Raw genomic sequence first — 23,636 nt, 5'->3', positions numbered from 1 at the left:
ATTCTGCCGAGGCGACCTTCGCCGCCTACCGCTGCTCCGCTCCCGCACACCACACCGCCGCACACCGTCCTGCGCTCTCGCCCTTTTCGGCCGTGACCGGCTCGCCACGCCTTCCCGGACACCCGCCAACCTTTCGCCAACCTCACGTGGTCACCGTGGGCTTTGTCAGCGCCGCGTGAAGGAGAGACGACATCATGGCTTACGCACCCCCAGGCTCCGAGGGCAGCATCGTCACCTACGCCCAGCAGTACGAGAACTTCATCGGCGGGGCGTGGGTACCCCCGGTGGGCGGCGAGTACCTCGACGACCTCAGCCCGATCAACGGACAGGTCTTCACCCAGGTGCCGCGCTCCACCGCCGCCGACGTCGAGCTGGCCCTGGACGCGGCGCACGCCGCCGCCGACCGGTGGGGGCGCACCTCCCCGGCCGAGCGGGCGAACATCCTCAACAAGATCGCCGACCGCATCGAAGCCAACCTGGAGCGCCTCGCCGTCGCCGAGACCTGGGAGAACGGCAAGCCGGTACGCGAAACCCTCGCCGCGGACCTGCCCCTGGCGGTGGACCACTTCCGGTACTTCGCCGGGGTGCTGCGCGCCCAGGAGGGCGGCGTCAGCCAGCTCGACGACGACACCGTCGCCTACCACTTCCACGAGCCGCTCGGCGTCGTGGCGCAGATCATCCCGTGGAACTTCCCGATCCTGATGGCCGCCTGGAAGCTCGCCCCGGCGCTGGCGGCCGGCAACTGCGTGATCCTCAAACCGGCCGAACAGACCCCCGCCAGCATCCTGCTGGTGATGGAGCTGATCGCCGACCTGCTCCCGCCCGGCGTCCTCAACATCGTCAACGGCCTGGGCACCGAGGCGGGCAAACCGCTGGCCGAAAGCCCCCGGGTGGCCAAGGTGGCCTTCACCGGCGAGACCACGACCGGGCGGCTGATCATGCAGTACGCCGCGCAGAACATCATCCCGGTCACCCTGGAACTTGGCGGCAAGAGCGCCAACATCTTCCTGCCCGACGTCCTGTCTGCCGACGACGACTTCCTGGACAAGGCCGTCGAGGGATTCGTGATGTTCGCCCTCAACCAGGGCGAGGTGTGCACCTGCCCCTCCCGCGCCCTGATCCACTCCTCCATCTACGACGAGTTCATGGCCCGCGCGATCACCCGGACCGAGGCCATCGTCGGCGGCGACCCCCTCGCCCCCGCCACCATGATCGGCGCCCAGGCGAGCAACGACCAGTACCAGAAGATCCTCTCTTACATCGACATCGGCAAGAAGGAAGGCGCCGAACTCCTCACCGGCGGCAGCCCCCGTACAGTCCCGGGTCTGGAGGGCGGCTACTACATCCAGCCGACCGTCTTCCGCGGCACCAACGACATGCGCATCTTCCAGGAGGAGATCTTCGGCCCGGTGGTCTCGGTGACCACCTTCGATTCCGAGAACGAAGCCCTCAAGATCGCCAACGACACCCCGTACGGCCTCGGCGCGGGTCTGTGGACCCGCGACATCAACGCCGGCTACCGGCTCGGCCGCGGCATCAAAGCCGGACGCGTGTGGACCAACTGCTACCACGCCTACCCGGCCCACGCCGCCTTCGGCGGCTACAAGCAGTCCGGCATCGGCCGTGAGAACCACCGCGCCATGCTGGATCACTACCAGCAGACCAAGAACCTGCTGGTCAGCTACTCGTCCAAGCGACTCGGCTTCTTCTGACAACCACCGCCGAGAGGGCGTACCCGCCCGCAGGCCAGGCGGGTGCGATCTCTCGGGGATCCGGCCCTCCCCGATCGCAAGACCGAACTCCGCACACCGAACCTTCGTCCCAAGCCCGCCTCCCGCCTTTCTCTGAGGCTGAAGCTTCCCCGCTTTCCCCGTCCAGTCCGCTCTCCCGGTCAGAAGGAGTGTTTTCATGCGCGCCACGATCGTCACCGCCTTCGACAAGCCTCTGGAGATCCGCGACTTGCCCGTGCCTACCCCTGCCGCCGACCAGGTGCTCGTCCGGATCGAGGCGAGTGGCCTGTGCCACACCGACATCCACGCCGCTCGCGGCGACTGGCCGATCAAGCCGACGCTGCCGTTCACTCCCGGACACGAGGGGTCGGCATCGTCGAACAGGTCGGCGCGGCCGTCACCGAGCACGCCGTCGGCGACCGGCTCGCCATCCCGTGGCTCGGCTACGCCTGCGGCGCCTGCGACTACTGTGTCAGCGGCCGGGAGACCCTGTGCGAGGCGCAGTAGAACACCGGCTACGCCATCGACGGTGCCCGTGCCGAATACGCCGTCGCATACGCCCGCCAGGTGGTCAACGTCCCCGACGGAGTCGACCCGCTGGAGGCCGCCCCGTTGGCCTGCGCCGGCGTGACCACCTACAAGGCCGTAAAGGTCTCCGGCCTGCGCCCCCTCACCCGCTCCTCCACGGACGTCGATGTGTCTGGATTGGTTAGATATCCCTGTGTAAGGGGGTGATCCGCAGGGCTGTTGTCCAAGGTCACCGCAGTGACCTAAGGGGGCAGGTGACCACACAGCAGGCACTGAGGTCCTCAACCGCTAACTTCGATGAGCTCCCCATTGCCTCGTCTTCATACAGGGTGCGGGCGAGATGACACCGAATCCTGTCCTCGCACCTCGAGGATGGTTGGTGAGCTTGGCCGCGTGGGCGTTCCGACCGCGAAGTGACGCTAGCCGAACAGTGCCCAGCCGTACTTGAGCACGACGGCCAGGATCAGGATCAGGATCCAGATCGTGACGGCGATGGCGTCCAGGTCGGCGTCGATGACCCTGGACATCGACGCCTGCACGCGGCGGGGGAGGAACAGGTTGCCGTCGCGGACGTTCACGTGCGTCAGCGTCGACCACACCAGCGTCGTGGACACGGTCACCAGCAGGCACCACGGGCACAGCGCGCCGATCACGTACATGGACTGGTAGAACAGCCAGTACGCGAAGATCAGGCCGAACGTATAGACCATCTGCGCGGCGAACATGAACCAGCGCGGGAACCGTACCCGGCCCAGGCTCGCCACCGCGATCGTGATCACGACCGGCTCGGCCACCAGCCCCAGGAAGGCGTTCGGGAAGCCGAGCAGATGCGCCTGCCAGGAGCTGCCGACCGTGCCGCAACTGATGACGCTGTTGATGTTGCAGGACAGATCCGCGCCCGGGTCGGCCGCCAGGCGCACCGCGTCGATCGACAGCACGAAGGACGCGGTCAGACTCAGGCACGCCGACAACATCATGGTTCCGAAGATCCAGGCGTTGGAGTGCCGGAGCGCGTGCAGGCGCGGCAGGACCGCGGTCACCGCTACTGGCCCTTGGCCGCGGTCACGGCCGCGGTCAGCGGGCCGGCCGTGTAGAGGTCGCCCTCGAACACCTTGCCGTTGATCTTCACGGTCGGTGTGCCCGAGATCCCCGTGTCGAAAACGGCCTTTGTCGAGGTCGCGATCCACGACTCGAAGCTGCGGCCGGTGAAGGCGGCCACCACGTCCGCCGGGACCCCGGCATTGCGGGCCAGCGTGGCGATCTCGTCGTCGGACAGGCCGCGGCTGCCCTCCGCGGGCTGTTTGGCGAACAGCGCCGTGTTGAGCGCCAGGACCTTGTCGGGCGCCCGGTCGGCGACGGTGGCGACGGCGTTGGCCGCCCGCGTGGAGTACTTGGCGCCGCTGGATGCCTGGTCCAGGAACGACAGCGGGTACAGCTCCAACCGCACCGTTCCGTCGGCCACCAGCTTGTCCAGTTCGCCGCTGTTGGCCTGCTCGAAGCGCCCGCAGTACGGGCACATGTAGTCAAGGTAGACCTCGAGCTTCACGGGAGCCACCGCGTTGCCCACGGCCAGCGCCCCGCCGGCCGTCGCGATCGCCGGGGCCTTGCCGCTGCCCTGGGCTGCCGGGGAGCTGCCGTTACCCGCCGCGTTGATCAAGCTGATCACGATGGCGACCAGCAGGCCCACGATGATCAGGCCGCCGCCGGTGGCGACCAGGCGGGTGCGCTTCTTCCTGCGCCGCTCGGCGGCGGCCAGGGCGTTGCGTAGCTCGCGGGACTTGGTTCGTGCCTCGGTGCTCATGGTCTCGTTTCCTCGCTGGACAAGGGATCGAGCGCCAGACGGCCAACGCGTTGTCATCAGCGCGTTCGTCACCATTCCTGACCGGCGCTCGGCCCTGGCCAGAGGCCTGTCGCTGGCGCTCGCGTCCAGCTTGGAGGACACCGCCGCACCCACACCCGGGCCGAAAGTCCCAACCCTGTGGACCTTGGTCCCGGATCGGATGTCGTCCGCGCTTCCGCCATCCTGACCACGACCCGGACCTGTGCCCGGAGACGTAGATCCCGCCGGAAGAGGACCAGCGCGCCGCGTTCAGCGGGCTCCGGGCCGTGGGTACGGCCTGGTGAATGGCGACTTCGACTCCATAGCGGATCGCGTACAGCATCTGCCACTGTTCGGTGGCCCGATCTGTGCGGATCTGCTGCAGACGTGGACGGTGGTGGTCGTCAACGGTGCCGAGTGAGGGCTGCGCGGGTGTTGAAGACTTCATGGAGGGGGCGGCGCGGCACGGCGGGCACCGGCGGGCCGTAGCCCAGCCGCAGCAGCATCTGCAGATGGCCGAGCGTCCCGGTGGGCTCGCCGCGGTGCCCACTGTCTGGTAGATCCAGCGGTTGGCTGAACAGCGACGCCGACACCCCGTGGGCGGTAGCGGTGAGCAGCACCCGCTGCAGCGCCTGTCCGGCAACCAGCCAGTCGCGCGGACTGTCGCCGTCGGTGAACAGGGCAGCAATCTGCGGGTCTCTCTCGAACCTGGCCACCTCCCTGCTCGCCCCAAGACCGAAGTCGCGCAAAGGTAGTGCGGTGCCGTCGGGGCGAGGGCCGAAAGCTTGGCGGGGGACGCCTTCCGCGCGGAGGCCGTCTCTCGTCCACGGGGCCAGCTCGCAGCGGTAGGCCTCATCGCAAGAGAGCGCCCGGTCTGCGGTGGCAACCATGTCGAGGACCCTGCGTGCCGCGCGGCCGTCGAGCATGACAAGGGTGGCGCCCTCTTGGCGGGCCGCGAGGACCAGGTCGACGACGGTGTTACGAGGCAGGGAACGGCCGTCGAAGGGGAAGCGGTTGGTGCGCCGGTGCGGAATCACGGCATGTAGCCGCTGCTCGTTCGGTGACGGTGGCTGCCCTTGGACGGTGCGGATGACGGCGAGGAGGTCGGGCGCGGCGCGCGGCGCGGGCAACGGCAGGACACGGGCCTCGTAGCCGGTCATTCGGATGGTCAGCCTCATGTTGAACAGCGCCGCCCCGCAGCTCATGCCGAGGCAGCGTCCGAGGGGATCGGTGACGTGCAGTTGCCGGCGAAGGTCAGCGTAGACGGTCATGCTGTCCTTGAGGTGGTAGAACAGCCACGGCTGGGTGTTGTGCACGGAGGGCGCGGCGACCGCGGCCTCGACGATCCGGCGTACATCGGAGGGAGTGGCGAAAGGCTTGACCATTGTCACGTGGCGAGGGCGAGCGTGGTGCTCGCGGATAGCAGGGCGGCGCCGGTCAGGGTCAGCAGCGCGCCCAGGCCGATGACCAGTGTGGTGAGCTGCCAGGCCTGGTAGGCGTTCAGTAGCGAGGCACGCAGCATCTGGCCGGTGAAGGCGGTTTGCCGTAGCCCTTCCAGCTTCTCTTCGTCGCCGCCCGCGGCATACAGCTCGGCGCTGATCTCGCCGTACGTCCGGCCGCCCGTCGTCATCAGCACGTTGTTCCCGATCACTTGGGCGAAGTCGCGGGCTTGTGAGCCCGTCAGGACCGCCCGGCCCTGGTGAGCGGCGAGGTCATCGGGCAGCCCCTTGTCGGGGAAGCTGATCGACTGCCCGCGCAGTTCCGCCTGGATCTCGGCACGCGCCTTAATCCCCCGCGCGGCCATGATCGGGCCCGCCGCCATCATCGCGGCACCGGCGGCACCCAGCAGGGCCACCGCTATCGTTCGAACAACGCTCATGTCGTACTCCCTCGTACATGCGGCATCGGGCCTCGGCCGCGGACGGTCATCGGGCTTCGCCCCTGAGCGGGGTGCGCCGCCGGTAGACGACGTAGGGCCGCCACAGGTACGCGATCGGCGCCGACCAGACGTGGACGAGTCTGGTGAACGGCCAGATCGCGGCGAGCACCCAGGCTGACATCGCATGCAGCTGGAAGATCAGCGGCACGTCCGCCATAAGGTTCGGGTCGGGGCGGAAGGTAAGGACGCCGCGGAACCAGACGGCGATGGTGGCGCGGTAGTCGTAGCCGCCGCCGAGCAGGTTTTTGCCAACGGTCGCGGTCATGCCGAGGAGGATCACCACGGCCAGGACGGCGAACAGGACCTTGTCCGCACGGGTGGTGGTGCGGCGCACGCGCGGGCTGGTGAAGCGGCGGGCAAGCAGCAGCGCCAGGCCCGCGATGACCATGAGCCCGGCCACGGTTCCGGCGCTCACCGACACCAGGTGGTAGAGGTGCTCGTCGACGCCGACCGCCTCGGTCCAACTCTTCGGGACGAGCAGGCCGAGCACGTGGCCGCCGATGGCGGCGAAAGCGCCAAGGTGGAACAGCGGGGAGCCGAGCCGCAGCAGCCTGCTCTCCAGCACCTGGGTGGTGCGGGTGGTCCAGCCGAACTGGTCGACGCGCCAGCGCCAGACGTGACCGACAACGAAGATCGTCAGAGCGATGTAGGGGACGACCACCCAGAGCGCGACGTTCACGGCCGCACCTCCATTTCGTTCAGGGGCGGACCGTACGGGGCCAGCCCGACCTCCTCGGCGGGCGGGCCGGCCAGCGCGAGATCGGCCACCGCGGCTCGCTCGGCCTCCGACAGGCTGGGCAGCTCCGCGCACAGCGCGTCCAGTACGAGCGAGTAGGACGAGCCGGCCTCGTGCAGCGCGGTGCGGATGAGCTCCAGGCCCTTGCGGTGCTGGCGCAGCGGCGCCTCCCCGATGGCGGGCCCGGCCAGGGCGGCGAACTCGCAGACCACCGGCAGGAAGTCGGGCAGTTCCCCGTCGGGCGGGGTCAGCCCGGCCACCCGGTAGCGCTGCTTGAGCGTGAGCAGGGCCATACCCCGGCGGCGGGTGTCGCCGTGCAGATAGTAGGTGAGGTACAGACTGGACTTGCGGCGCAGGTCGAACGTCTCGACGTAGTGGCGGGCCAGCCGCATCGGCTCGCACTCGCGATACCAGTCGGTGAAGGCAACGAGCGCGTCGCGGGCCGGCGACTCGGGCAGAGCGTCCGCGGCGCGGCACAGCTCGGCGCGGGCGGCGAATAGGTCCGCGTCCGGGTACTGCAGGAGAAGGGAAACCAGGCGAAGGAGCGAGGCACGGTCCTCGTGCCTTGCAGCGGCTGCGGACGCACGCCGGTTGAGGAGCTTCATGCCGTGCCTCCCTTGCCGACGAAGAGTTTCAGTCCCAGGCGTCCGTCGCCGCGGCGGCCGGTGACGCCGGTCGGGTGGAACTCGCTCATGCCGGGGCCTCCGTCGCCGTCCAGGCTGCATCCGTCCGCTTGGGCGGACAGCGCGGCGGCGTCTTCGCGGTGGGCGGCGGGCACGACGTAGCGCTCGTCGTACTTGGCGATGGCCAGCAGCCGGTACATCTCCTCCATGTCCTCGGCTGTCATCCCGGCTGACTCCAGGAGGTCCGCGGCGACGGTGCCGTCGATGGTGCGGGCCCGCATGTAGGAGCGCATGGCCGACAGCTTCATCAGCACCCCGGCCACGACCTCGGTGTCCCCGGCGGAGAAGAGGCTCGCCAGGTATTCGAGGGGGATGCGCAGGTCGGTGATGGCGTGGAAGACGTTGTCCGGGTCGTCGGCGTCGGCGCCCACGCCGGTGACGGCGTCCAGCACGGGCGACAGCGGCGGGATGTACCAGACCATGGGCAGCGTGCGGTATTCCGGGTGCAGCGGCAGCGCCACCCGGTAGCGCATGGCCAGCTGGTAGATCGGCGAGCGGCGCGCGGCCTGGATCCAGTCCTCGCTGATCCCGCCCGCCCGGGCGGCCGCGGCCACCTCGGGGTCGTCGGGGTCGAGGAAGACCTTGCGCTGGGCCTCCAGCAGGTCGCGCGGGTCGGCGACGCGGGCGGCGTCCAGGACGGCGTCGGCGTCGTACAGGATGAGGCCGATGTAGCGCAGCCGGCCGACGCAGGTCTCGGCGCACACCGTCGGCTGGCCCGCCTCGATGCGAGGGAAGCAGAACGTGCACTTCTCGGCCTTGCCGGTCTTGTGGTTGACGTACACCTTCTTGTACGGGCACGACGAGACGCACATGCGCCAGCCGCGGCAGCGGTCCTGGTCGACCAGGACGATGCCGTCCTCCTCACGCTTGTACATCGCGCCGGACGGGCAGGCGGCGACGCAGGCCGGGTTGAGGCAGTGCTCGCAGATGCGCGGCAGGTGGAACATGAAGGTCTTGTCGAACTCCATCTTCACCTTCTCGGCCATGGCCGCGAGGTTGGGGTCGGCCGGGGCGTGCTCGGGGGCGCCGCCCAGGTCGTCCTCCCAGTTCGCGCCCCATGTGATCGCCATGTCCTCCCCCGTGATGGCCGACTTGGGGCGGATGACCGGGACGTGCGGCCCGGCGGGGGCGTTGATCAGAGTGTCGTAGTCGTAGGTGGCCGGCTCGTAGTAGTCGTCCATGTCCGGCAGATCTGGATTGGCGAACAGGCTGAGCAGCCGCTTGATGCGGCCGCCGGCGCGGAGCTTGAGCCGACCGCGCCCATCCAGCTGCCAGCCGCCGTGCCAGCGGTCCTGGTCCTCATACCGTTTGGGGTAGCCGACGCCGGGTTTGGTCTCGACGTTGTTGAACCAGACGTACTCGACGCCGTCCCGGTTGGTCCAGGTCTGCTTGCAGGTGACGGAGCAGGTGTGGCAGCCGATGCACTTGTCCAGGTTCATCACCATCGCGACCTGTGCCATGACGCGCATCAGTAGGTCACCTCCTGGCCGCGGCGGCGGATCACCGTGACCTCGTCACGCTGGTTGCCGGTCGGGCCGTAGTAGTTGAAGGCGTAGGTGAACTGCGCGTACCCGCCGATGAGGTGGCTGGGTTTGAGCAGCAGCCGGGTGAGGGAGTTGTGCACGCCGCCGCGTCGGCCCGACTTCTCCGTCAGCGGGACGTTCACGTTGCGGTCTTTGGCGTGGTACATGTACACGGTCCCGGCCGGCATGCGGTGCGAGACGACCGCCCTGGCCACGACCACGCCGTTGCGGTTGTAGGCCTCGATCCAGTCGTTGTCGGCGACGCCGATCTTGGCGGCGTCCTCGACGCTCATCCAGATGTCGGGGCCGCCGCGCGACAGGGCCAGCATGTAGGCGTTGTCCTGGTATTCGGAGTGGATGGACCACTTCGAATGCGGGGTCAGGTAGCGCACGGTGACCTCGGCCGCTCCGTCGCCGTCGCCCTGCTCGCCGTAGTGGCGGCTCATGTTGAGCGGTGGCCGGTAGGCGGGCAGCTGCTCGCCCAGTTCGATGATCCAGTCGTGGTCGAGGAAGAACTGCTGGCGTCCCGTCAGGGTGTGCCAGGGCTTGTCCCGCTCGACGTTGATGACGAAGGCGGAGTAGCGGCGCCCGCCGGTCTCCGATCCGGACCATTCTGGCGAGGTGATCACCGGTTGCGGCCGCGCTTGGGTGTCGGCGAAGGTGATGCGCTTGCCCTCGTGCTCGGCGGCCAGGTCGGCCAGCTTCGTGCCGGTGCGCCGCTCCAGGCTCTCGAACCCCTGGGTGGCCAGGCGGCCGTTGGTGGTGCCCGACAACGCGAGGATGGCCTCGCACATCCGGTCGGCCGTGGCCAGCGAGACGCGTCCTTCGCCGGTGGTGCCGTTCTTGCCGGCCAGGTAGTCGAGCTCCGGGCCGACCCGGTAGGTCACGGCTTTGGTCGTCAGCCCCAACTCGGCGAAGAGCGGCCCGATGGAGCGCATGCGCTCGCCGACGGCGGCGTAGTCGCGCTCGATCGTGATGATCTTCGGCATGGTCTTGCCGGGGATCGGCTCGCATTCGCCGTGTTTCCAGTCGCGCACCCGGCCACCCGGCTGGGCCAGCTCGTCGGAGGTGTCGTGGGTGAGCGGGACGGCCAGCACGTCGGTGCGTTTGCCCAGGTGGTCGGCGGCCAGCTCGGAGAAGCGGTCGGCGAGGGTGAGGAAGGCGTCGTAGTCGCTGCGGGTCTGCCAGGGCGGGGCGATGGCGGGGTTGAAGGCGTGCACGAACGGGTGCATGTCGGTGCTCGACAAGTCGTGCTTCTCGTACCAGGTGGCGGCCGGGAGCACGACGTCGGAGAACAGCGCGGTGGAGGTCATGCGGAAGTCGATCGCGGTGAGCAGGTCGAGCTTGCCTTCGGTGGCCTCTTCGCGCCAGGTCACCTCGGCCGGGTGCAGCCCTTCCTGGTTACGGGTTTCGGCGTCGGTGCCGAGCAGGTGGCGCAGGAAGTACTCGTTGCCCTTGCCGGAGGAGCCGAGCAGGTTGGCCCGCCACACGGTCAGCACACGGGGGAAGTTGGCGGGGTCTCCCGGGTCCTCGGCGGCGAAGCGGAGATTTCCGGCCTTCAGCTCGTTCACGACGTGCTCGGCCACCGGGATGCCGGCCCGGCCAGCCTCGTCGGCGAGGGTGAGCGGGTTGCGGTTGAACGTCGGGTGCGAGGGCAGCCAGCCGAGCCGTGCGGCCTGGGCGTTGCAGTCGGCGAACGACTTGCCGTCGAAGGCGCCGGAGCCGAGCGGGCTGGCGAGTTCACCCGCCCCGAACTGCTCGTAACGCCACTGGTCGGTGGCCAGGTACCAGAACGCGGTGCCGGCCATGTGCCGGGTCGGCCGCTGCCAGTCGAAGGCGAAGGCCAGGTGCTGGAAGCCGGTGATCGGGCGGACCTTCTCCTGGCCGACGTAGTGGGCCCAGCCGCCGCCGTTGACGCCCTGGCAGCCGGTCAGCAGCACCAGGGTCAGGAAGGAGCGGTAGATCTGGTCGGAGTGGAACCAGTGGTTGGTGCCCGCGCCCATCGCGATCATCGACTTGCCCTGGGTGCGCTCGGCGTTGCGGGCGAACTCGCGGGCGATCCTGGCGATCGTCGCGGCGGGCACCGAGGTGATCTCCTCTGCCCACGCCGGCGTGTACGGCTGGCTCGCGTCCAGGTACGACTCCGGCCACTCCCCCGGCAGGTCGCGGGCCACGCCGTACTGGGCCATGAGCAGGTCGAAGACGGTGGTGACGAGCTTGCCGGCCACCTCGGTGACCGGTACGCCGCGGCGCATGACGGAGCCGCCCTCAGTGGCGCCCTCGTCGAAGCGCGGCAGGTCGACGGGGACCGCGCGCCCGGACCGGTCGAACAGGGTCAGCGCGGGGCTCGCGCCGTGCAGGTCGAGGTTCCAGCGGCCCTCGCCCTCCTCGCCCCAGCGGAAGCCGAGCGAGCCGTTCGGCACCTCCGCCTCGCCCGTCTGCTCGTCCAGGAAGACGGTCTTGAACTCGGCGTTCTCGCTCTCCTCACCCAGATCTGCGGCTGTCAGGAAGCGGCGCGGCACGTACGCGTCACCGCGCGGCTCCAGCGTCACCAGGAACGGCAGGTCGGTGTATTTCCGGACGTAGTCGGTGAAGTAGGGGACCTGACGATCGCGGAAGAACTCGGTCAGCGTCACGTGCCCCATCGCCATCGCCAGCGCGCCGTCCGTGCCCGGGTGCGGCGCCAGCCAATCGTCGGCGAACTTGACGTTGTCGGCGTAGTCCGGGCTGACCGCCACCACCTTGGTGCCCTGGTAGCGGGCCTCGGTCATGAAGTGCGCGTCCGGGGTGCGGGTGACCGGGATGTTGGAGCCCCACATGATCAGGTAACGGGAGTTCCACCAGTCGGCCGCTTCCGGCACGTCCGTCTGGTCACCCCACACCTGCGGCGAGGCGATCGGCAGGTCGGCGTACCAGTCGTAAAACGACAGCAGCGTGCCGCCGATCATCGACAGGAACCGCGTCCCGGCCGCGAACGACGCCATCGACATCGCGGGGATCGGCGAGAAGCCCACCACCCGGTCCGGCCCGTACTCCTTGACCGTGTGCACGTGCGCGGCGGCCATCAACTCGACAACCTCGTCCCAGCTGGAGCGGACGAACCCGCCCTTGCCCCGCGCCCGCTTGTAGGCGCGAGCCCGCTCGGGGTCGCCGGTCAGCTCCGCCCACGCCAGCACCGGGTCGCCCAGCCTGGCCTTGGCCTCGCGCCACATCTCCAGCAGCACGCCCCGCACGTACGGGTAACGCACTCGCGACGGCGAATAGGTGTACCAGGAGAACGACGCGCCACGCGGACAGCCGCGCGGCTCGTACTCCGGCGACTCAGGCCCCACCGACGGGTAGTCGGTCGCCTGGTGCTCCCACGTGATCAGCCCGTCCTTGACGAACACCTGCCACGAGCACGAGCCCGTGCAGTTCACCCCATGGGTCGAGCGCACCACCTTGTCGTGTGCCCACCGGTCCCGGTAGAAACGGTCCCAGCCGCTCGGGTCTATCTGATGCAGGGTGCGGCCGTCGGCCGACACCTCGGACTTGGTGAAGAACGCACGGGCGGCCAGCAGCGGACCCATGCCGGGGACCGCATCTATGTCAGTCACAGGATATTCCTCGCCACAGCGGTAACAACGGACATGGCTCAAGCCTCGGGCCTGCCGCCTATTCCGCGGCAGGGACCAAAGTCCCTTGGTACGGGCCCGATAGGCCCGCGATCAGTCGGCGGCCAGCCAAAGGTCAGGGCCGAAGACCTCGTAGTGAATGTCCCGAGCCGCCACTCCGGCCTTCAGCAGCTGGGCGCGCACGTCGCGCATGAACGGCACCGGGCCGCACAGGTAGGCGATCGCGCCCTCCGGGATCTCGACGCCCTCCAGGTCCATCCGGCCGTCGCGGTCGGGGGCGGTGGCGCCGGTCTCGTACCAGAAGGTCCGCTCGGGGGCGAGGTGCCGCATGTCCTCGCGCAGCGCGTGCTCGGCCGGGGAGCGGTCGGCGTGCAGCAGCAAGAGGCGGCGGCGCGAGCCGGTGGCCGCCAGGTGTTCCAGCATCGCGACGATCGGTGTGCCGCCGATGCCCGCCGACACCAGCACCAGTGGCGCGTCGCCGTCGCCCAACGCCACGTCGCCGAACGGTGCCGACAAGGTCAGCCCGTCCCCCGGCCGCACGGTTTCGTGCAGCAGCGTCGACACCTCTCCATCGGGGACACCGCGCACCCGCTTGACGGTGATCCTGCGCAGGTCGCCCGCGCTGGACAGGGTGTACTGGCGCAGCTGGTGCACGCCGTCGGGCATGCGGACCCGGACGCTGACGTACTGGCCCGGGCGGGCCGGCGGCACCGGGCCGTCGTCGGCCGGGCGCAGCAGAAAGGAGACCACGTCCGGCGCCTCCTCCTGACGGGCGGTCACCCGCCACTGCCGCCACGTGGCGCCGTTGCACGCGCCGACCTCGGCGTAAATCCGCGCCTCCTGGGCGATCAGCGCCCCGGCCATCAGCCAGTACACCTCGTCCCAGGCCGCCGCAACCTCCGGGGTGACAGCCTCCCCCAGCACATGGGCGATCGCGCCGAACAAGTACTTGTGCACGATCGTGTACTGGTCGTCGGTGACGCCGACCGCGGTGTGCTTGTGGGCGATGCGCGCGAGGAGCTCGTCGGGCCGCTCGTCCGGATGCTCGAGCAGCCACGTGGCGAACGCGGCGATGGAGCCGGCCAGAGCCCTGCGCTGCTCGCCGTTGGCCTGGTTGCCGCGGTTGAACAGGCCGTCGAGCAGCTCGGGCCGCTCGGCGAACATCGTCTCGTAGAACCGCGTGGTGATGGCGTCGAGCGAGGCGCCGACCACCGGCAGCGTGGCACGGACGATCGCGGCTGAATCCGCGGACAACATGGAGAACCCCCGTACGGATGGTGGACATGAGGCCCACGAGATTGAGCGGGCCGCGAATCAGGCTAAGAGCCCAAGCACTCCGTTCAGCAGGCCGAACGTCAGCAACTGCAGGGCCGAAAGTCCTTTATCGGACGTAGCCTCTACGGGTGCGCGGCATGACCCAATAGCGCCAGAAGCATGATTCGTGTGTTTCTCCTCGACGATCTCCGGCGAGGCGTGGCCGCCCTGCTGGACGGCGAGGACGACATCGAGGTGATCGGCGAGGCCGGAACCGCCGAGTCGGCCATCGCCCGCATCGATGAGCCAACCGAAACCGGGACCGGCAACCGACTCCCGGTAGCGGTCGGCCACCGCTCACGCGGCGCCCTGCCCGCGGCGGTGACCGTCGGCGAGCCTCTGAATCATGCCGGATCTCGTCGCCAGTCTCCGCGCAGCGCCCAGCCGTCCTCCTGGGACCATGGAACGACCTCTGCTTTCACTCCTGGGGTGTGATGTGCGATGTCCTGCCGGTGCCGTCAGCCCTTCAAAGAGCCTTGGAGCAGGGCCTTGACGAAGTGCCGCTGGAAGAGGAGGAAGATCGCGAGCGTGGGGCCAGGATCAGCAGCGATCCGGCGGACGGCAGGGGATGTCGGTGCCCCACTGGCCCCTGGAAGGCGCCCAGGGCGCCGGACATTGTGCAGCGACTCCTGGTCTTCTCACCAGACCAGCCGCAGGCTGAGATCCGGGAGCGGAAGGCCGAGCTGGACCAGGGTGCCGGAGCGGAGGCTGTCGGCGACTGCGAACCGGGGTAGCAGCGAGATTCCGAGTCCGTGCTCGTCCCATGTGCGCATCACCGGGACGCCTCCGACTTTGATCCGTTTGGGTCCGGAACCGAGAATCTTGTTGCCGGCCATCCAGAACGAGCACTCGGGGACGTTAACCAGGAGCCGTTCGTCCTTGAGGTCACCGGGAGTCAGAGCGGCTCGGGTGGCGAGCGGGTGCCGCTGGGTGGCCTACCCCCCAGGCGGCCGCTCCGGCGGAAGATGCATGAAATACCGTTTACAAGTTCGACTAAGCCACGCTCAGTTACCCCTCACACTCTCAACACGCTGGGCTTCACAGGGAACGATGTGAATCGTGGCTGTCCCTGCTTTCGGTGGCGGCAAGCAGGATGCCGGTATGGTCGAGGCGGTCGCGGGCAGCGGCGATGGCCTCGGGAGTCGTGCTGAAGACACGGCCGGCCTGGTTGAGGCGGGCGATGACGCCGAGGGCTTCCAGGGGCTGGTGGTGGCTGTCGCGGATGCCGGAGACGAAGACCGTGATGCCGCGGCGTTCGAGCCGTTCGATGGCATCACCGAGGACCAGGGCGCCGCTGGCATCGATGGTGGTGACGCGGGACATGCGCAGGATCACCACGGAGACGTCGGCGACCTCCGACAGCTCCAGCAGGAAGCGGTGGGCCGCGGCGAAGAACAGCGGCCCGTCCAGGCGGTAAGCGACGATGTGCTCGGCGAGCAGGGCGTGCTCTTCCTCGGTGTGGTCGGCAGGCAGGTCCGGGCTCAAGGGCATCTCGTCGAGCCGTACATTGCGGGCGATGGCGCGCAGGGCCAGTGCCCCGGCCACGATAAAGCCCAGGATCACGGCTTGGACCAGGTCCAGCGCCAGCGTGGCCAGCGCGGTCAGCACCAGGACCACGGCGTCGCCGCGGGTGGAGCGGAGCATGGCCTTGACCGAGCCGACCTCGACCATGCGCACGGACGTGGCGAGCAGGACCCCCGCCAGGGCGGCGAGCGGGATCCGCGCGACCAGGTCGGCGGCGGTGTAGATGATCACGGCGAGGATGCCGGCGTGGGCCAGGGCGGCCAGCCGGGACTGAGCGCCGGAGCGCACGTTGACGGCGGTGCGCGCGATCGCCCCGGTGGCCGGGACGCCGCCGAACAGCGGCGCCACCAGGTTGGCCAGTCCCTGACCGAACAGCTCCCGGTCCGGATCGTGCCGATGATTGACGCTCATGCCGTCGGCGACGGCGGCCGACAGCAGGGACTCCAGCGCGGCCAGCGCCGCCACCGCGACCGCCGGGGTGATCAGCGAGGCCAACGCCGCCGGATCCAGGAAGGCCAGTGAGGGCGCGGGCAGCCCATCGGGCAGGTCGCCGATCCGGGCCACCGGCATGCCGGTCAGCTCGGCCGCAAGGGTGGCGGCGGCGACGGCGATCAGGGAGAAGGGCAGGCTCGGCCGCCAGCGCACGCCTGCCAGCATCACCGCCGCAACCGCCAGCGCGATGCATGGAGTCTGCCAGCTCGGATGAGCGATGAAGTCCAGCACCGCCTGCCAGGCCACGGCGATGACCTTCTCCCCGTCGGGCGTAGGCACGCCCAGGGCGGCCGGAATTTGCTGCAGGCCGATGACGCAGGCAATGCCGACCGTGAAACCCTCCACGACCGGGGCCGGCACCAGGGCCATGTATCTGCCGGCCCGGGCCAGCGCCAGCCCGATCAGCAGCAGCCCGGCCAGCACGCCGACGGTCAGCACCCCGGAGGCCCCGTGCGCCTGCATGATCGGCACCAGCACCACCGTCATCGCCCCGGTCGGCCCGGACACCTGCAACCCGGACCCGCCGAACAGGGCCGCAAGCGCCCCGGCGACCACCGCCGTGACCAGGCCGGCATCGGCGCCCATGCCCGAGGAGATCCCGAACCCGAGCGCCAGCGGCAACGCGACGATCGCCACCGTGAGCCCGGCCAGCAGGTCACGCCGGGGACGGCGGCCCATCGCAGCCAGCTCGCCCCGCTCCGGCAACACGCCGCGGACGCGCGCCCACCCCCCGGAACGCGTCACCGGGCCTGTTCCTGAGCCTTGAGCAACTCACTCAGCAGCTCGTTCTGTCCGGCCAGCATCTGCGTCAGCAACTGACGGGCCGCGCGCAGCAGCTCGGCCACATCGCCCCCGGCCAGGGCGTACACGACGGTGGAGCCGTCCCTTTGCGCGGTCACCATGCCAGAGCGTCGCAGCACGGCCAGGTGCTGTGACAGCCCGGTGGGCTCCACGTCGATGGCGGCCAGCAGGTCCCGCACCGACCTCGGCCCATCCTGCAGCAATTCCAGTACGCGGATCCGCACCGGGTGCCCCAGCAGCCGGAACAACTCCGCCTTGGCCTGATACAGCGGCACCGACATCACAACACCGTGCCCTGATCCGGCTCGGCGCCGTCAGAATCGAGCCGCACCCCGTGGGAGCGAGCCAGCCGGAGCAGGTCCTCCCACTCGCCCTCGGCCAGTATGAGCGCGTCGGCGTCATCATCGCGGCGCGCCGCTTCCAGCGCCGCAGCCGCCAGGCGCGCCCGCGCTCTGACCTCGGCAGCAAAAGACTCGCTCACCTCACACCCCTCTCCCGAATCCATCCATCATCTAACGAATTGCGAAAATTCGCAATTTCATTGTTATGCAGAGGCGTCCTGGTAGCGATGGTCGTGTGTCCAGCAGGCGGTCGAAGAGGGACTGCACCATCACATCGGAGCCAACCTTGGGCACATACAGATCAAGGTCCGGCGTTCCCCACCGCGAAGACCATCAACGACCCCATCGATCCCGCCAGAGAGCGTGAGAGCTGGGCCGCTGCGCCCCGACCGACGGAAGAATCCGCGCACAGGACCTTGTCGAGGGAAAGAAAGGACTTTGGTCCCTATTTCAGCGAGGGCTGGGGACGGCAGGATGTTGGGATGGTTTCCCAGTACGGCGAGCGGCTCGACGGGATGAGTGCGCGGCATCTCCAGGAACTGCCCGAGGCCGAGGCCATGCGCCTGCTGGCCGGTGTGCCGTTCGGCCGGATCGTGTTCACCCGCCATGCGCTGCCCGCGGTGCGGCCGGTCAACCACCTCGTCGTGGACGGGCAGATCATCATCCGCTCCAATCCCGGCACGATCCTCAGCAACCACGTGGCGCCGTCAGAAACCGTGGTTGCTTTCGAGGCCGACGACCTGGACGGGCACGAGCGCCTGGGCTGGAGCGTGATCGTCACTGGAGTGGCCCGCCTCGTGACCGATCCGAGGGAGACGGTCCGGTTCAAGGCCATGCTCAGCCCGTGGGTGGCGGGCGATATGGACCAGGTGATTCGCATCCAGCCCGAGATCGTCACCGGGTTCATGCTGGTTCCCGCCGCTGCGGTGCCCGGCTCGGCCTCGGACTAGCCGCGTAGAGGCGCGAAGCCGGCGAATTCGCGTGCGGCCAGGTGCGCCTGCCGCCCATGAGCCGTTCTGCAGGAATGATGGGACTTTCGTCCCTACTGCAGAAGGGGCGCAAACGGGGATGTTGAGAGGTATGCAGCTCGACTCGTCAGGACTTCAGGTGCTCTCCCGCGAGGAGTGTCTTACCCTGCTGTCCACCACACCGATCGGGCGCATCGTGTTCACCGATCGCGCCCTGCCGGCCGTCCAGCCGGTCAACTTCCATCTCGACGGCCACTCCATCGTGATCCGCACCTCGATCGGATCGAAGCTGGCTGCCGCCACCCGCCGGGCCGTGGTGGCCTTCGAGGCCGATGAGTTCGACCCTGAACTGCGCACGGGCTGGTCGGTCACGGCGGTGGGACACGCCCGCGCTGTCACCGACCCCGCCGAGATCAACCGGCTGGCCGCGCTTCCCCTGATCACCTGGGCTCCCGGCAGCCGGGATCACTACATCGTGGTCGAGGCCGAGCAGGTGTCCGGCCGCCGCATCGTCGGCCCGCGACTCAACGGAGCAGCTCTACAACATTGACACGGGGAGCCACCCGGGCGCTCGGCGGGACGCAGCCCGCCGGGCATCCTGCTGTCGGACGGCATCCATCAAACGACGGCGCCCGCCGATGTGGTGCTCAAGATCATCGCATACGTGCTCGCCTGACGGTCAGCGCGCGTGCTGCGGTCATAGTCAGCACGACAGACAGCACGGTGAACGCCGCTTTCTCACCCTCAGCCATGAATCCCTCAGACCGAAGCATCACCGTAGGGATCGCCTGGCGTCCGCACCCCGCAGGATCGCATTCAAAGAGGAGCGAAGCCGGACGGGGTGGGGACGGTAGGGCTTGACCGTGTCGTCAGGTGGTCATTCTGTTCCGGTCGTGTCGTGGTCATGCGGTATGTCCGCGTGGGCCGGACGGGATGTGGCCGGTGGAAGCGTCACCTGCATGCGGGCGGCGGCCGGGGCGGTCGGCGGGCGGGTGGCGAAGCTGATCCCGTTCGGCTCGTCGCCCACCTCGACGGTGGCGATGGCCTTACGGGCAGGCAGATCGAGGACGGAGACGGTGCCGTCGTAGACGTTCGTCACCCAGGCTCGGCGGCCGGTGGGCTCGACGACCAGGCCGTGCGGGCCGGAGCCGGTGGCGATCCGTCCGGTGACCGTCATGCTCTCGGTGTCGATGAGGGAGATCGAGCTGCCCGGCTTCTCTTCCGTTCCCTGGTCGGCAGACAGCAGCGTCCGCCCATCCGGCATGAGGTACGTCTGCGCGGGCGCAGCCGGCACGGCGGTGCGTGCGACGACCTTGGCGGCCTGCAGGTCGATCTTCACCACGCCGGCGGGCCGGGAAATGGTGGCGTAGGCGTAGCGGCCGTTGCAGGAGATCGCCACCTGCACCGGTGGGCCTCCCACCGGCACGGCGGCGCTCTTGACGTGCGCCCGGGTGTCGATGACGTCGACCGTTTCGGCCTTCATGTTGGCCACGACCACGGCGTTGCCGTCCGGGGTTGGCCGGGCGCCGTGCGGGCCACCGCCGACACGGATCATCTTCGCCGACGCCAGATCGCCCTGCTGGTATGCCGACACCGTGCCGTCGCCATAGTTGGTGACGTAGGCTTTCGCGCCGTCGGGAGTCACGACCACGTGGGCCGGGGCCCGGCCGGTCGGCCCCGACGCCTTGAGCCGGTAGGTGGCCGCGTCGAGCTCCGCCACCACGGCGGCGCCACTGACGGCGTACACGCGGTCACCGCCGGGAGAGACCTGCACATTATGCGGTCCGCTGATGCCGCCCACGGTGGTGACCACGCCGTTCGTGGCCGCGTTGATCGCCACCAACGCGTCTCCGCCCTCCACGGCCACCCACACAGTCCCGCGTGGTGTCTGCGAGGGTGACGACCCGCCAGCGGAAGCATCCTTCTCTGAAGGGGCGCACGCGACCACCGCCGTTGCCATGACGGCCGCGCAGCCCGCGCCAATGATCGCCCTCCATGACCGTGGGCTCATGCCGATGTTCTCCTAGCCTTGCTGTAGAGGCCACCGATTGCCGGGCGGAGATGCCGCGACCCGGCGTTCGATCACGCTGATGGATGCCACACTTGCCGCTTCGGTAGCTACTTCGCATGTGACCAAGGTCCTCAGTAGTGAGCCGAAGGTCACCCGGACCGCCGCTCGCACCGCGCCGGCGGCGGCGAACGCCGGCTCGTCAGGTCGCGCCGGTGAGTCGGCGGCGGAACACCCAGTACGTCCATGCCTGGTAGGCCAGGACCACCGGGGTGAAGATGGCCGCGACCCAGGTCATCACCGTCAGCGTGTACGGCGTGGAGGCGGCGTTGGTCACCGTCAGGCTGTTGGCCGGGTCCAGGGCGGGCAGCACGTTCGGCCACAGCCCGGTGAACAGCGCGGCCACGACGGCGACCACGGCGATGGCGCTGGCGGTGAACGCCCACCCGTCACGGCCGCGCAACGTCGCGACCACCGCGCCGGTCAGGCCGAGCGCGACGAGCGCCACAGCGGTCCACCACGCCAGCCTGCCGCCACCGCCTGCGGCCAGCAGGAACGCCATCACCACCCCGATCGTCACCGGTGCCAGGCTCTTGGCCATGCGTGAGGCGCCCTGGCGCAGCTCGCCCGTGGTGCGCAGAGTCAAGAAGATCGCGCCGTGCAGGGTGAACAGCAGCAGGGTGGCCAGCCCGCCGAGCAGCGCAAACGGGTTGAGCAGCGTCAGCAGCGTGCCGGTGTACTCGTGGTCGGCGTCCAGGGGAACGCCGCGCACGATGTTGGCGAAGGCGACGCCCCACAGGAAGGCCGGGCCGAGCGAGCCCCAGAAGAAGGCTCGGTCCCAGCCGCGCGTGCTGTCGGATTTGCTGCGGTACTCCAGCGCCACCCCACGCGCGATCAAGGCCAGCAGGATGAGGAACAACGGCAGGTAGAAGCCGCTGAACAAGGTGGCGTACCACTCGGGGAACGCGGCGAAGGTCGCCCCTCCGGCCACCAGCAGCCACACCTCGTTGCCGTCCCACACCGGGCCGATGGTCTTGACGATGGTGCGCCGCTCCACCTCCCCCTTGCCGAGGAAGGGCAGCAGAATGCCGACGCCGAAGTCGAAGCCCTCGAGAACGAAGTAGCCGGTCCACAGCACGGCGATCAGCACGAACCAGACAGTGGTGAGTTCCATGGTCGGATGTCCTTCAGTAGCTAAGAGCCGGCTCGGAGACTTCCGGAGCGGGCTCCTCGTGCGGCCCGATGCGGATGAACTTGATCAACAGCCGCACCTCGATGACGGCCAGCACGGCGTAGACGAGGGTGAAACCGACTAGCGTGATCGCCACCGACGCGACGTCCACGCCCGGCGAGACGGCCGCGGCGGTGCGCATCAAGCCGAAGACGGTCCAGGGCTGGCGGCCCATCTCGGTGAAGATCCAACCCAGGGTGTTGGCCAGGAACGGCAGCCCGATCCCGGCGATGGCCAGGCGGTAAGCCCACCGCCCGGCCGGGAGCCTGCCGCGACGGGTCAGCCAGAGCCCGGCCACGGCCAGCAGTGCCGACAGCGCCCCGAAGCCGATCATCAGCCGGAACGACCAGTAGGCCAGGCCGACCACCGGCCGGTAGTCGCCGGGGCCGTAGAGCGTCTGGTAGCGGGCCTGGATGTCGTTGATGCCCTCGACCTTGCCGTCCAGGGTGTTGGTGGACAGCAGGCTGAGGCCGTACGGGATCTGCAGGTTGATGTGGTTGCGGCCGTTCTCCACATCGCCGACGGCGAACAGCGAGAACCCAGCCGCGCTCTCGTCCTCCCACAAGGCCTCGGCGGCGGCCATCTTCATCGGCTGCTGCTCGGTCATGATCTGCGCCTGCCAGTGCCCGGAGAACGACACCCCGACCGCGGAGACCAGCGCGACGACCAGCGCCAGCCGGGCCGAGATCCGGAACAGCGAGACGTCCCGCTTCTTCAGCAGGAACCACGCGCTGATGCCGAGCACGAACGCCGCCGCCGTGAGGAACGCCCCGAAGATCACATGCGGGAAGGTGACGAGGGTGGTCGAGTTGGTGAGGACGGCCCAGATGTCGGTCAGCTCGGCCCGGCCGTTGTTGATCCGGTAGCCGACCGGGTGCTGCATCCACGAGTTGGCCGCGAGGATGAAATAGGCGGAGATATTGGTCCCGATGGCGGCCAGCCAGATCGTGGCCAGGTGCAGCTTCGGCGACAGCTTGTCCCAGCCGAAGATCCACAGCCCGAGGAACGTGGACTCCAGGAAGAACGCCATCAACCCTTCCATGGCCAGCGGTGCCCCGAACACGTCACCGACGAAGCGTGAGTAGTCACTCCAGTTCATCCCGAACTGGAACTCCTGCACGATCCCGGTCACCACGCCCATCGCGAAGTTGATCAGGAACAGCCGTCCCCAGAACCGGGTCAGCCGCAGATACTCCGGCTTCCTCGTCCTGTACCAAGCGGTCTGCAACCCGGCCACGATGATCGACAAGCCGATCGTGAGCGGTACGAACAAGAAGTGGTAGACGGTCGTGATGCCGAACTGCCAGCGCGAGAGGTCGAGCACATCCATGCGGCCAGAGTGGAGGCTGGCCGCTTCGGCGCGTAGGGCCGAGCGGCTCTGCCCCGAAGGACCTTAGTCCCATGCCAATCTGTGTGTCCTGTCGACGGTCGACGTTCTGCATGCCTCTCGTACGTGAGGCCGGATCCGCGTGCCGCAAGCCGGTGACCATGAGCGTCGGCGACTCGGAGTGGAGGCCAAAGGAGCCGAGATGACGGACCTTTGCCCCTAAATGGCGGCCAGTGCCACGGGTGAGTGTGGAAGCGAACTCGAGGTGGTCCTGACCCACGAGAGAGCGGGCCCCGGGGAGGTACGTCATGATCGAGCGGCTGAGCACCGGCGACCTGATGACGATCTGGGCTGAGGAGCCCGGTTCCGCGGCGAACATGAACATCGGCGTGACCGGCGTCCTGGAGCATCATGGCCCGGTGGCCGCCGAATCGTTGCGGGCAGCCGTGGATGCCCGCTTGGACCGCGTACCGATGCTCCGGCGGCGGCTCCTGCGCACGCGATTCGGGCAGGGACGGCCCTTGTGGGTGGACGACGACGACTTCGACCTCGCTCGCCACGTGCAGATCACACCGCTGCCACCGAACGTGGACTTCCTGGACTGGGCCGCCACGCGCGTAGCCGAGCCACTGGACCTGGACCGCCCGCCGTGGCGCCTGATCTTCGTCACCGGCCTCGGCCAAGGGCTCGGGCTGGTGATCGCGCTACACCACGCGCTCGCCGACGGCACCGCCGCAGTCGCCCTCGCCTCAGCGCTGCTGGACACCTCGCCCGATGCGCCCGTGACGCCGTCGTCGTGGACCCCGGTCCCGATCCCGTCCCCGGGCAGCCTGGTGCGAGACGCGACCGTGGCGAAACTCACCGCCCTGCGCCGGGCAGTGATCGGACTCCCCCACGCCCCGCGCACGCTGCGTACGGCACGCGCCGGCCTGTCGGCGATGTCGGCCGCACTCGGCACCCACGTGGCTCTGGCGATCTTTGTGTGATGCCGTCACAGGCAGTGGTCGAGGCTCCCGCCCGTGACTGATCGCAATCGTGTAACTGGCCGCGTATAGGAG

19 protein-coding genes and 3 pseudogenes are annotated in these 23,636 nt (G+C 69.0%); 6 read left to right on the top strand and 16 right to left on the bottom strand.

Annotated features, from left to right (window positions below; translation table 11 throughout):
- Nucleotides 1–194: 194 nt before the first annotated feature.
- Together adh and ACIBX3_RS16060 are read left to right on the top strand one after the other, a co-directional pair.
- A complete protein-coding gene (gene adh, locus ACIBX3_RS16065; protein WP_397117446.1) occupies nucleotides 195–1,712 on the top strand; it encodes an aldehyde dehydrogenase in 1,518 nt (505 codons plus the stop codon).
- A gap of 196 nt (nucleotides 1,713–1,908) precedes the next feature.
- Nucleotides 1,909–2,237: pseudogene (locus ACIBX3_RS16060) on the top strand (alcohol dehydrogenase catalytic domain-containing protein).
- 440 nt (nucleotides 2,238–2,677) lie between these two features.
- Here ACIBX3_RS16060 and ACIBX3_RS16055 read toward each other — a convergent pair.
- The 9 genes from ACIBX3_RS16055 to ACIBX3_RS16015 all read right to left on the bottom strand — a co-directional run bounded on the left by ACIBX3_RS16055 (nucleotide 2,678) and on the right by ACIBX3_RS16015 (nucleotide 13,829).
- Entirely contained in the window at nucleotides 2,678–3,298 is a 621-nt protein-coding gene (locus ACIBX3_RS16055; protein WP_397117444.1) for a vitamin K epoxide reductase family protein, read from the bottom strand.
- Nucleotides 3,299–3,300: 2 nt separating this feature from the next.
- A complete protein-coding gene (locus ACIBX3_RS16050; RefSeq protein WP_397117442.1) occupies nucleotides 3,301–4,059 on the bottom strand; it encodes a DsbA family protein in 759 nt (252 codons plus the stop codon).
- A 422-nt stretch (nucleotides 4,060–4,481) separates the two neighbouring features.
- Nucleotides 4,482–5,462, bottom strand: a complete 981-nt coding sequence (locus ACIBX3_RS16045) for an Acg family FMN-binding oxidoreductase (protein WP_397118372.1) — start codon at nucleotides 5,460–5,462, stop codon at nucleotides 4,482–4,484.
- A 2-nt stretch (nucleotides 5,463–5,464) separates the two neighbouring features.
- A complete protein-coding gene (locus tag ACIBX3_RS16040) occupies nucleotides 5,465–5,956 on the bottom strand; it encodes a hypothetical protein (RefSeq protein WP_397117440.1) in 492 nt (163 codons plus the stop codon).
- 46 nt (nucleotides 5,957–6,002) lie between these two features.
- Nucleotides 6,003–6,695 (bottom strand): respiratory nitrate reductase subunit gamma, encoded by a 693-nt coding sequence (gene narI, locus ACIBX3_RS16035; protein WP_397117438.1) that lies wholly within the window; start codon nucleotides 6,693–6,695, stop codon nucleotides 6,003–6,005.
- Nucleotides 6,692–7,357: a nitrate reductase molybdenum cofactor assembly chaperone gene (gene narJ / locus ACIBX3_RS16030; RefSeq protein WP_397117436.1), complete on the bottom strand. Its 666-nt coding sequence runs from the start codon at nucleotides 7,355–7,357 to the stop codon at nucleotides 6,692–6,694. The genes narI and narJ overlap by 4 nt, the downstream gene beginning before the upstream one ends.
- The gene (narH, locus tag ACIBX3_RS16025; protein ID WP_397117434.1) at nucleotides 7,354–8,904 is read right to left on the bottom strand and encodes a nitrate reductase subunit beta; all 1,551 of its coding nucleotides are present in this window, start codon (nucleotides 8,902–8,904) and stop codon (nucleotides 7,354–7,356) included. Before narH ends, narJ begins: the two co-directional genes overlap by 4 nt.
- Nucleotides 8,904–12,527, bottom strand: coding sequence for a nitrate reductase subunit alpha (locus tag ACIBX3_RS16020; RefSeq protein ID WP_397118370.1), 3,624 nt, complete (start codon nucleotides 12,525–12,527; stop codon nucleotides 8,904–8,906). The genes narH and ACIBX3_RS16020 overlap by 1 nt, the downstream gene beginning before the upstream one ends.
- 138 nt (nucleotides 12,528–12,665) lie before the next feature.
- Complete coding sequence (locus tag ACIBX3_RS16015) at nucleotides 12,666–13,829, bottom strand: globin domain-containing protein (protein WP_397117432.1); 1,164 nt, start codon at nucleotides 13,827–13,829, stop codon at nucleotides 12,666–12,668.
- Between the two features lie 177 nt (nucleotides 13,830–14,006).
- On the opposite strand from ACIBX3_RS16015, the pseudogene ACIBX3_RS16010 reads away from it, so the two are divergent.
- Nucleotides 14,007–14,126 (top strand): annotated as a pseudogene (locus ACIBX3_RS16010) (DNA-binding response regulator); the annotation flags it as partial.
- A gap of 398 nt (nucleotides 14,127–14,524) precedes the next feature.
- Here ACIBX3_RS16010 and ACIBX3_RS16005 read toward each other — a convergent pair.
- The 4 genes and pseudogenes from ACIBX3_RS16005 to ACIBX3_RS15990 all read right to left on the bottom strand — a co-directional run.
- Nucleotides 14,525–14,806: pseudogene (locus ACIBX3_RS16005) on the bottom strand (LysR substrate-binding domain-containing protein); the annotation flags it as partial.
- Between the two features lie 118 nt (nucleotides 14,807–14,924).
- Nucleotides 14,925–16,580 (bottom strand): SulP family inorganic anion transporter, encoded by a 1,656-nt coding sequence (locus ACIBX3_RS16000; protein WP_397118368.1) that lies wholly within the window; start codon nucleotides 16,578–16,580, stop codon nucleotides 14,925–14,927.
- 62 nt (nucleotides 16,581–16,642) lie between these two features.
- Complete coding sequence (locus ACIBX3_RS15995; RefSeq protein ID WP_397117430.1) at nucleotides 16,643–16,984, bottom strand: ArsR/SmtB family transcription factor; 342 nt, start codon at nucleotides 16,982–16,984, stop codon at nucleotides 16,643–16,645.
- Complete coding sequence (locus ACIBX3_RS15990; RefSeq protein WP_397117428.1) at nucleotides 16,984–17,184, bottom strand: hypothetical protein; 201 nt, start codon at nucleotides 17,182–17,184, stop codon at nucleotides 16,984–16,986. The genes ACIBX3_RS15995 and ACIBX3_RS15990 overlap by 1 nt, the downstream gene beginning before the upstream one ends.
- Nucleotides 17,185–17,526: 342 nt before the next feature.
- Between ACIBX3_RS15990 and ACIBX3_RS15985 the strand changes: the two genes are divergently transcribed.
- Together ACIBX3_RS15985 and ACIBX3_RS15980 are read left to right on the top strand one after the other, a co-directional pair.
- Nucleotides 17,527–17,994 carry a pyridoxamine 5'-phosphate oxidase family protein gene (locus ACIBX3_RS15985; RefSeq protein WP_397117426.1) on the top strand — a complete coding sequence of 156 codons (468 nt, stop codon included), beginning with the start codon at nucleotides 17,527–17,529 and terminating at the stop codon, nucleotides 17,992–17,994.
- A 130-nt stretch (nucleotides 17,995–18,124) separates the two neighbouring features.
- Nucleotides 18,125–18,562 (top strand): pyridoxamine 5'-phosphate oxidase family protein, encoded by a 438-nt coding sequence (locus ACIBX3_RS15980; RefSeq protein ID WP_397117424.1) that lies wholly within the window; start codon nucleotides 18,125–18,127, stop codon nucleotides 18,560–18,562.
- A 327-nt stretch (nucleotides 18,563–18,889) separates the two neighbouring features.
- Here ACIBX3_RS15980 and ACIBX3_RS15975 read toward each other — a convergent pair whose 3' ends face one another.
- The 3 genes from ACIBX3_RS15975 to ACIBX3_RS15965 all read right to left on the bottom strand — a co-directional run bounded on the left by ACIBX3_RS15975 (nucleotide 18,890) and on the right by ACIBX3_RS15965 (nucleotide 22,581).
- Nucleotides 18,890–19,852, bottom strand: a complete 963-nt coding sequence (locus ACIBX3_RS15975; protein ID WP_397117422.1) for a YncE family protein — start codon at nucleotides 19,850–19,852, stop codon at nucleotides 18,890–18,892.
- Between the two features lie 370 nt (nucleotides 19,853–20,222).
- Entirely contained in the window at nucleotides 20,223–21,194 is a 972-nt protein-coding gene (gene cydB, locus ACIBX3_RS15970; protein WP_397117421.1) for a cytochrome d ubiquinol oxidase subunit II, read from the bottom strand.
- A 13-nt stretch (nucleotides 21,195–21,207) separates the two neighbouring features.
- Nucleotides 21,208–22,581: a cytochrome ubiquinol oxidase subunit I gene (locus ACIBX3_RS15965; RefSeq protein ID WP_397117419.1), complete on the bottom strand. Its 1,374-nt coding sequence runs from the start codon at nucleotides 22,579–22,581 to the stop codon at nucleotides 21,208–21,210.
- Nucleotides 22,582–22,886: 305 nt separating this feature from the next.
- Between ACIBX3_RS15965 and ACIBX3_RS15960 the strand changes: the two genes are divergently transcribed.
- On the top strand, nucleotides 22,887–23,564 hold the full coding sequence (locus ACIBX3_RS15960) for a wax ester/triacylglycerol synthase domain-containing protein (RefSeq protein WP_397117417.1): 678 nt from the start codon (nucleotides 22,887–22,889) through the stop codon (nucleotides 23,562–23,564).
- Nucleotides 23,565–23,636: the final 72 nt, after the last annotated feature.

The organism is Nonomuraea sp. NPDC049480 (assembly GCF_044465905.1).
In the GTDB taxonomy this organism is placed as follows: Bacteria; Actinomycetota; Actinomycetes; order Streptosporangiales; family Streptosporangiaceae; genus Nonomuraea.
Note: the sequence above shows the minus strand (reverse complement) of the source record. Positions and strands in the feature narration are given on the sequence as shown.

What these genes read in the sequence shown, in the direction of transcription:
- ACIBX3_RS16015 (WP_397117432.1), bottom strand. Translation starts at nt 13,829, where the DNA reads ATGTTGTCCGCGGATTCAGCCGCGATCGTCCGTGCCACGCTGCCGGTG.
- ACIBX3_RS15995 (WP_397117430.1), bottom strand. Translation starts at nt 16,984, where the DNA reads ATGTCGGTGCCGCTGTATCAGGCCAAGGCGGAGTTGTTCCGGCTGCTG.
- narH (WP_397117434.1), bottom strand. Translation starts at nt 8,904, where the DNA reads ATGCGCGTCATGGCACAGGTCGCGATGGTGATGAACCTGGACAAGTGC.
- narJ (WP_397117436.1), bottom strand. Translation starts at nt 7,357, where the DNA reads ATGAAGCTCCTCAACCGGCGTGCGTCCGCAGCCGCTGCAAGGCACGAG.
- ACIBX3_RS15965 (WP_397117419.1), bottom strand. Translation starts at nt 22,581, where the DNA reads ATGGATGTGCTCGACCTCTCGCGCTGGCAGTTCGGCATCACGACCGTC.
- ACIBX3_RS15985 (WP_397117426.1), top strand. Translation starts at nt 17,527, where the DNA reads ATGGTTTCCCAGTACGGCGAGCGGCTCGACGGGATGAGTGCGCGGCAT.
- ACIBX3_RS15960 (WP_397117417.1), top strand. Translation starts at nt 22,887, where the DNA reads ATGATCGAGCGGCTGAGCACCGGCGACCTGATGACGATCTGGGCTGAG.
- ACIBX3_RS16040 (WP_397117440.1), bottom strand. Translation starts at nt 5,956, where the DNA reads ATGAGCGTTGTTCGAACGATAGCGGTGGCCCTGCTGGGTGCCGCCGGT.
- ACIBX3_RS16000 (WP_397118368.1), bottom strand. Translation starts at nt 16,580, where the DNA reads ATGGGCCGCCGTCCCCGGCGTGACCTGCTGGCCGGGCTCACGGTGGCG.
- cydB (WP_397117421.1), bottom strand. Translation starts at nt 21,194, where the DNA reads ATGGAACTCACCACTGTCTGGTTCGTGCTGATCGCCGTGCTGTGGACC.
- ACIBX3_RS16045 (WP_397118372.1), bottom strand. Translation starts at nt 5,462, where the DNA reads ATGGTCAAGCCTTTCGCCACTCCCTCCGATGTACGCCGGATCGTCGAG.
- adh (WP_397117446.1), top strand. Translation starts at nt 195, where the DNA reads ATGGCTTACGCACCCCCAGGCTCCGAGGGCAGCATCGTCACCTACGCC.
- ACIBX3_RS15980 (WP_397117424.1), top strand. Translation starts at nt 18,125, where the DNA reads ATGCAGCTCGACTCGTCAGGACTTCAGGTGCTCTCCCGCGAGGAGTGT.
- ACIBX3_RS16020 (WP_397118370.1), bottom strand. Translation starts at nt 12,527, where the DNA reads ATGGGTCCGCTGCTGGCCGCCCGTGCGTTCTTCACCAAGTCCGAGGTG.
- ACIBX3_RS16050 (WP_397117442.1), bottom strand. Translation starts at nt 4,059, where the DNA reads ATGAGCACCGAGGCACGAACCAAGTCCCGCGAGCTACGCAACGCCCTG.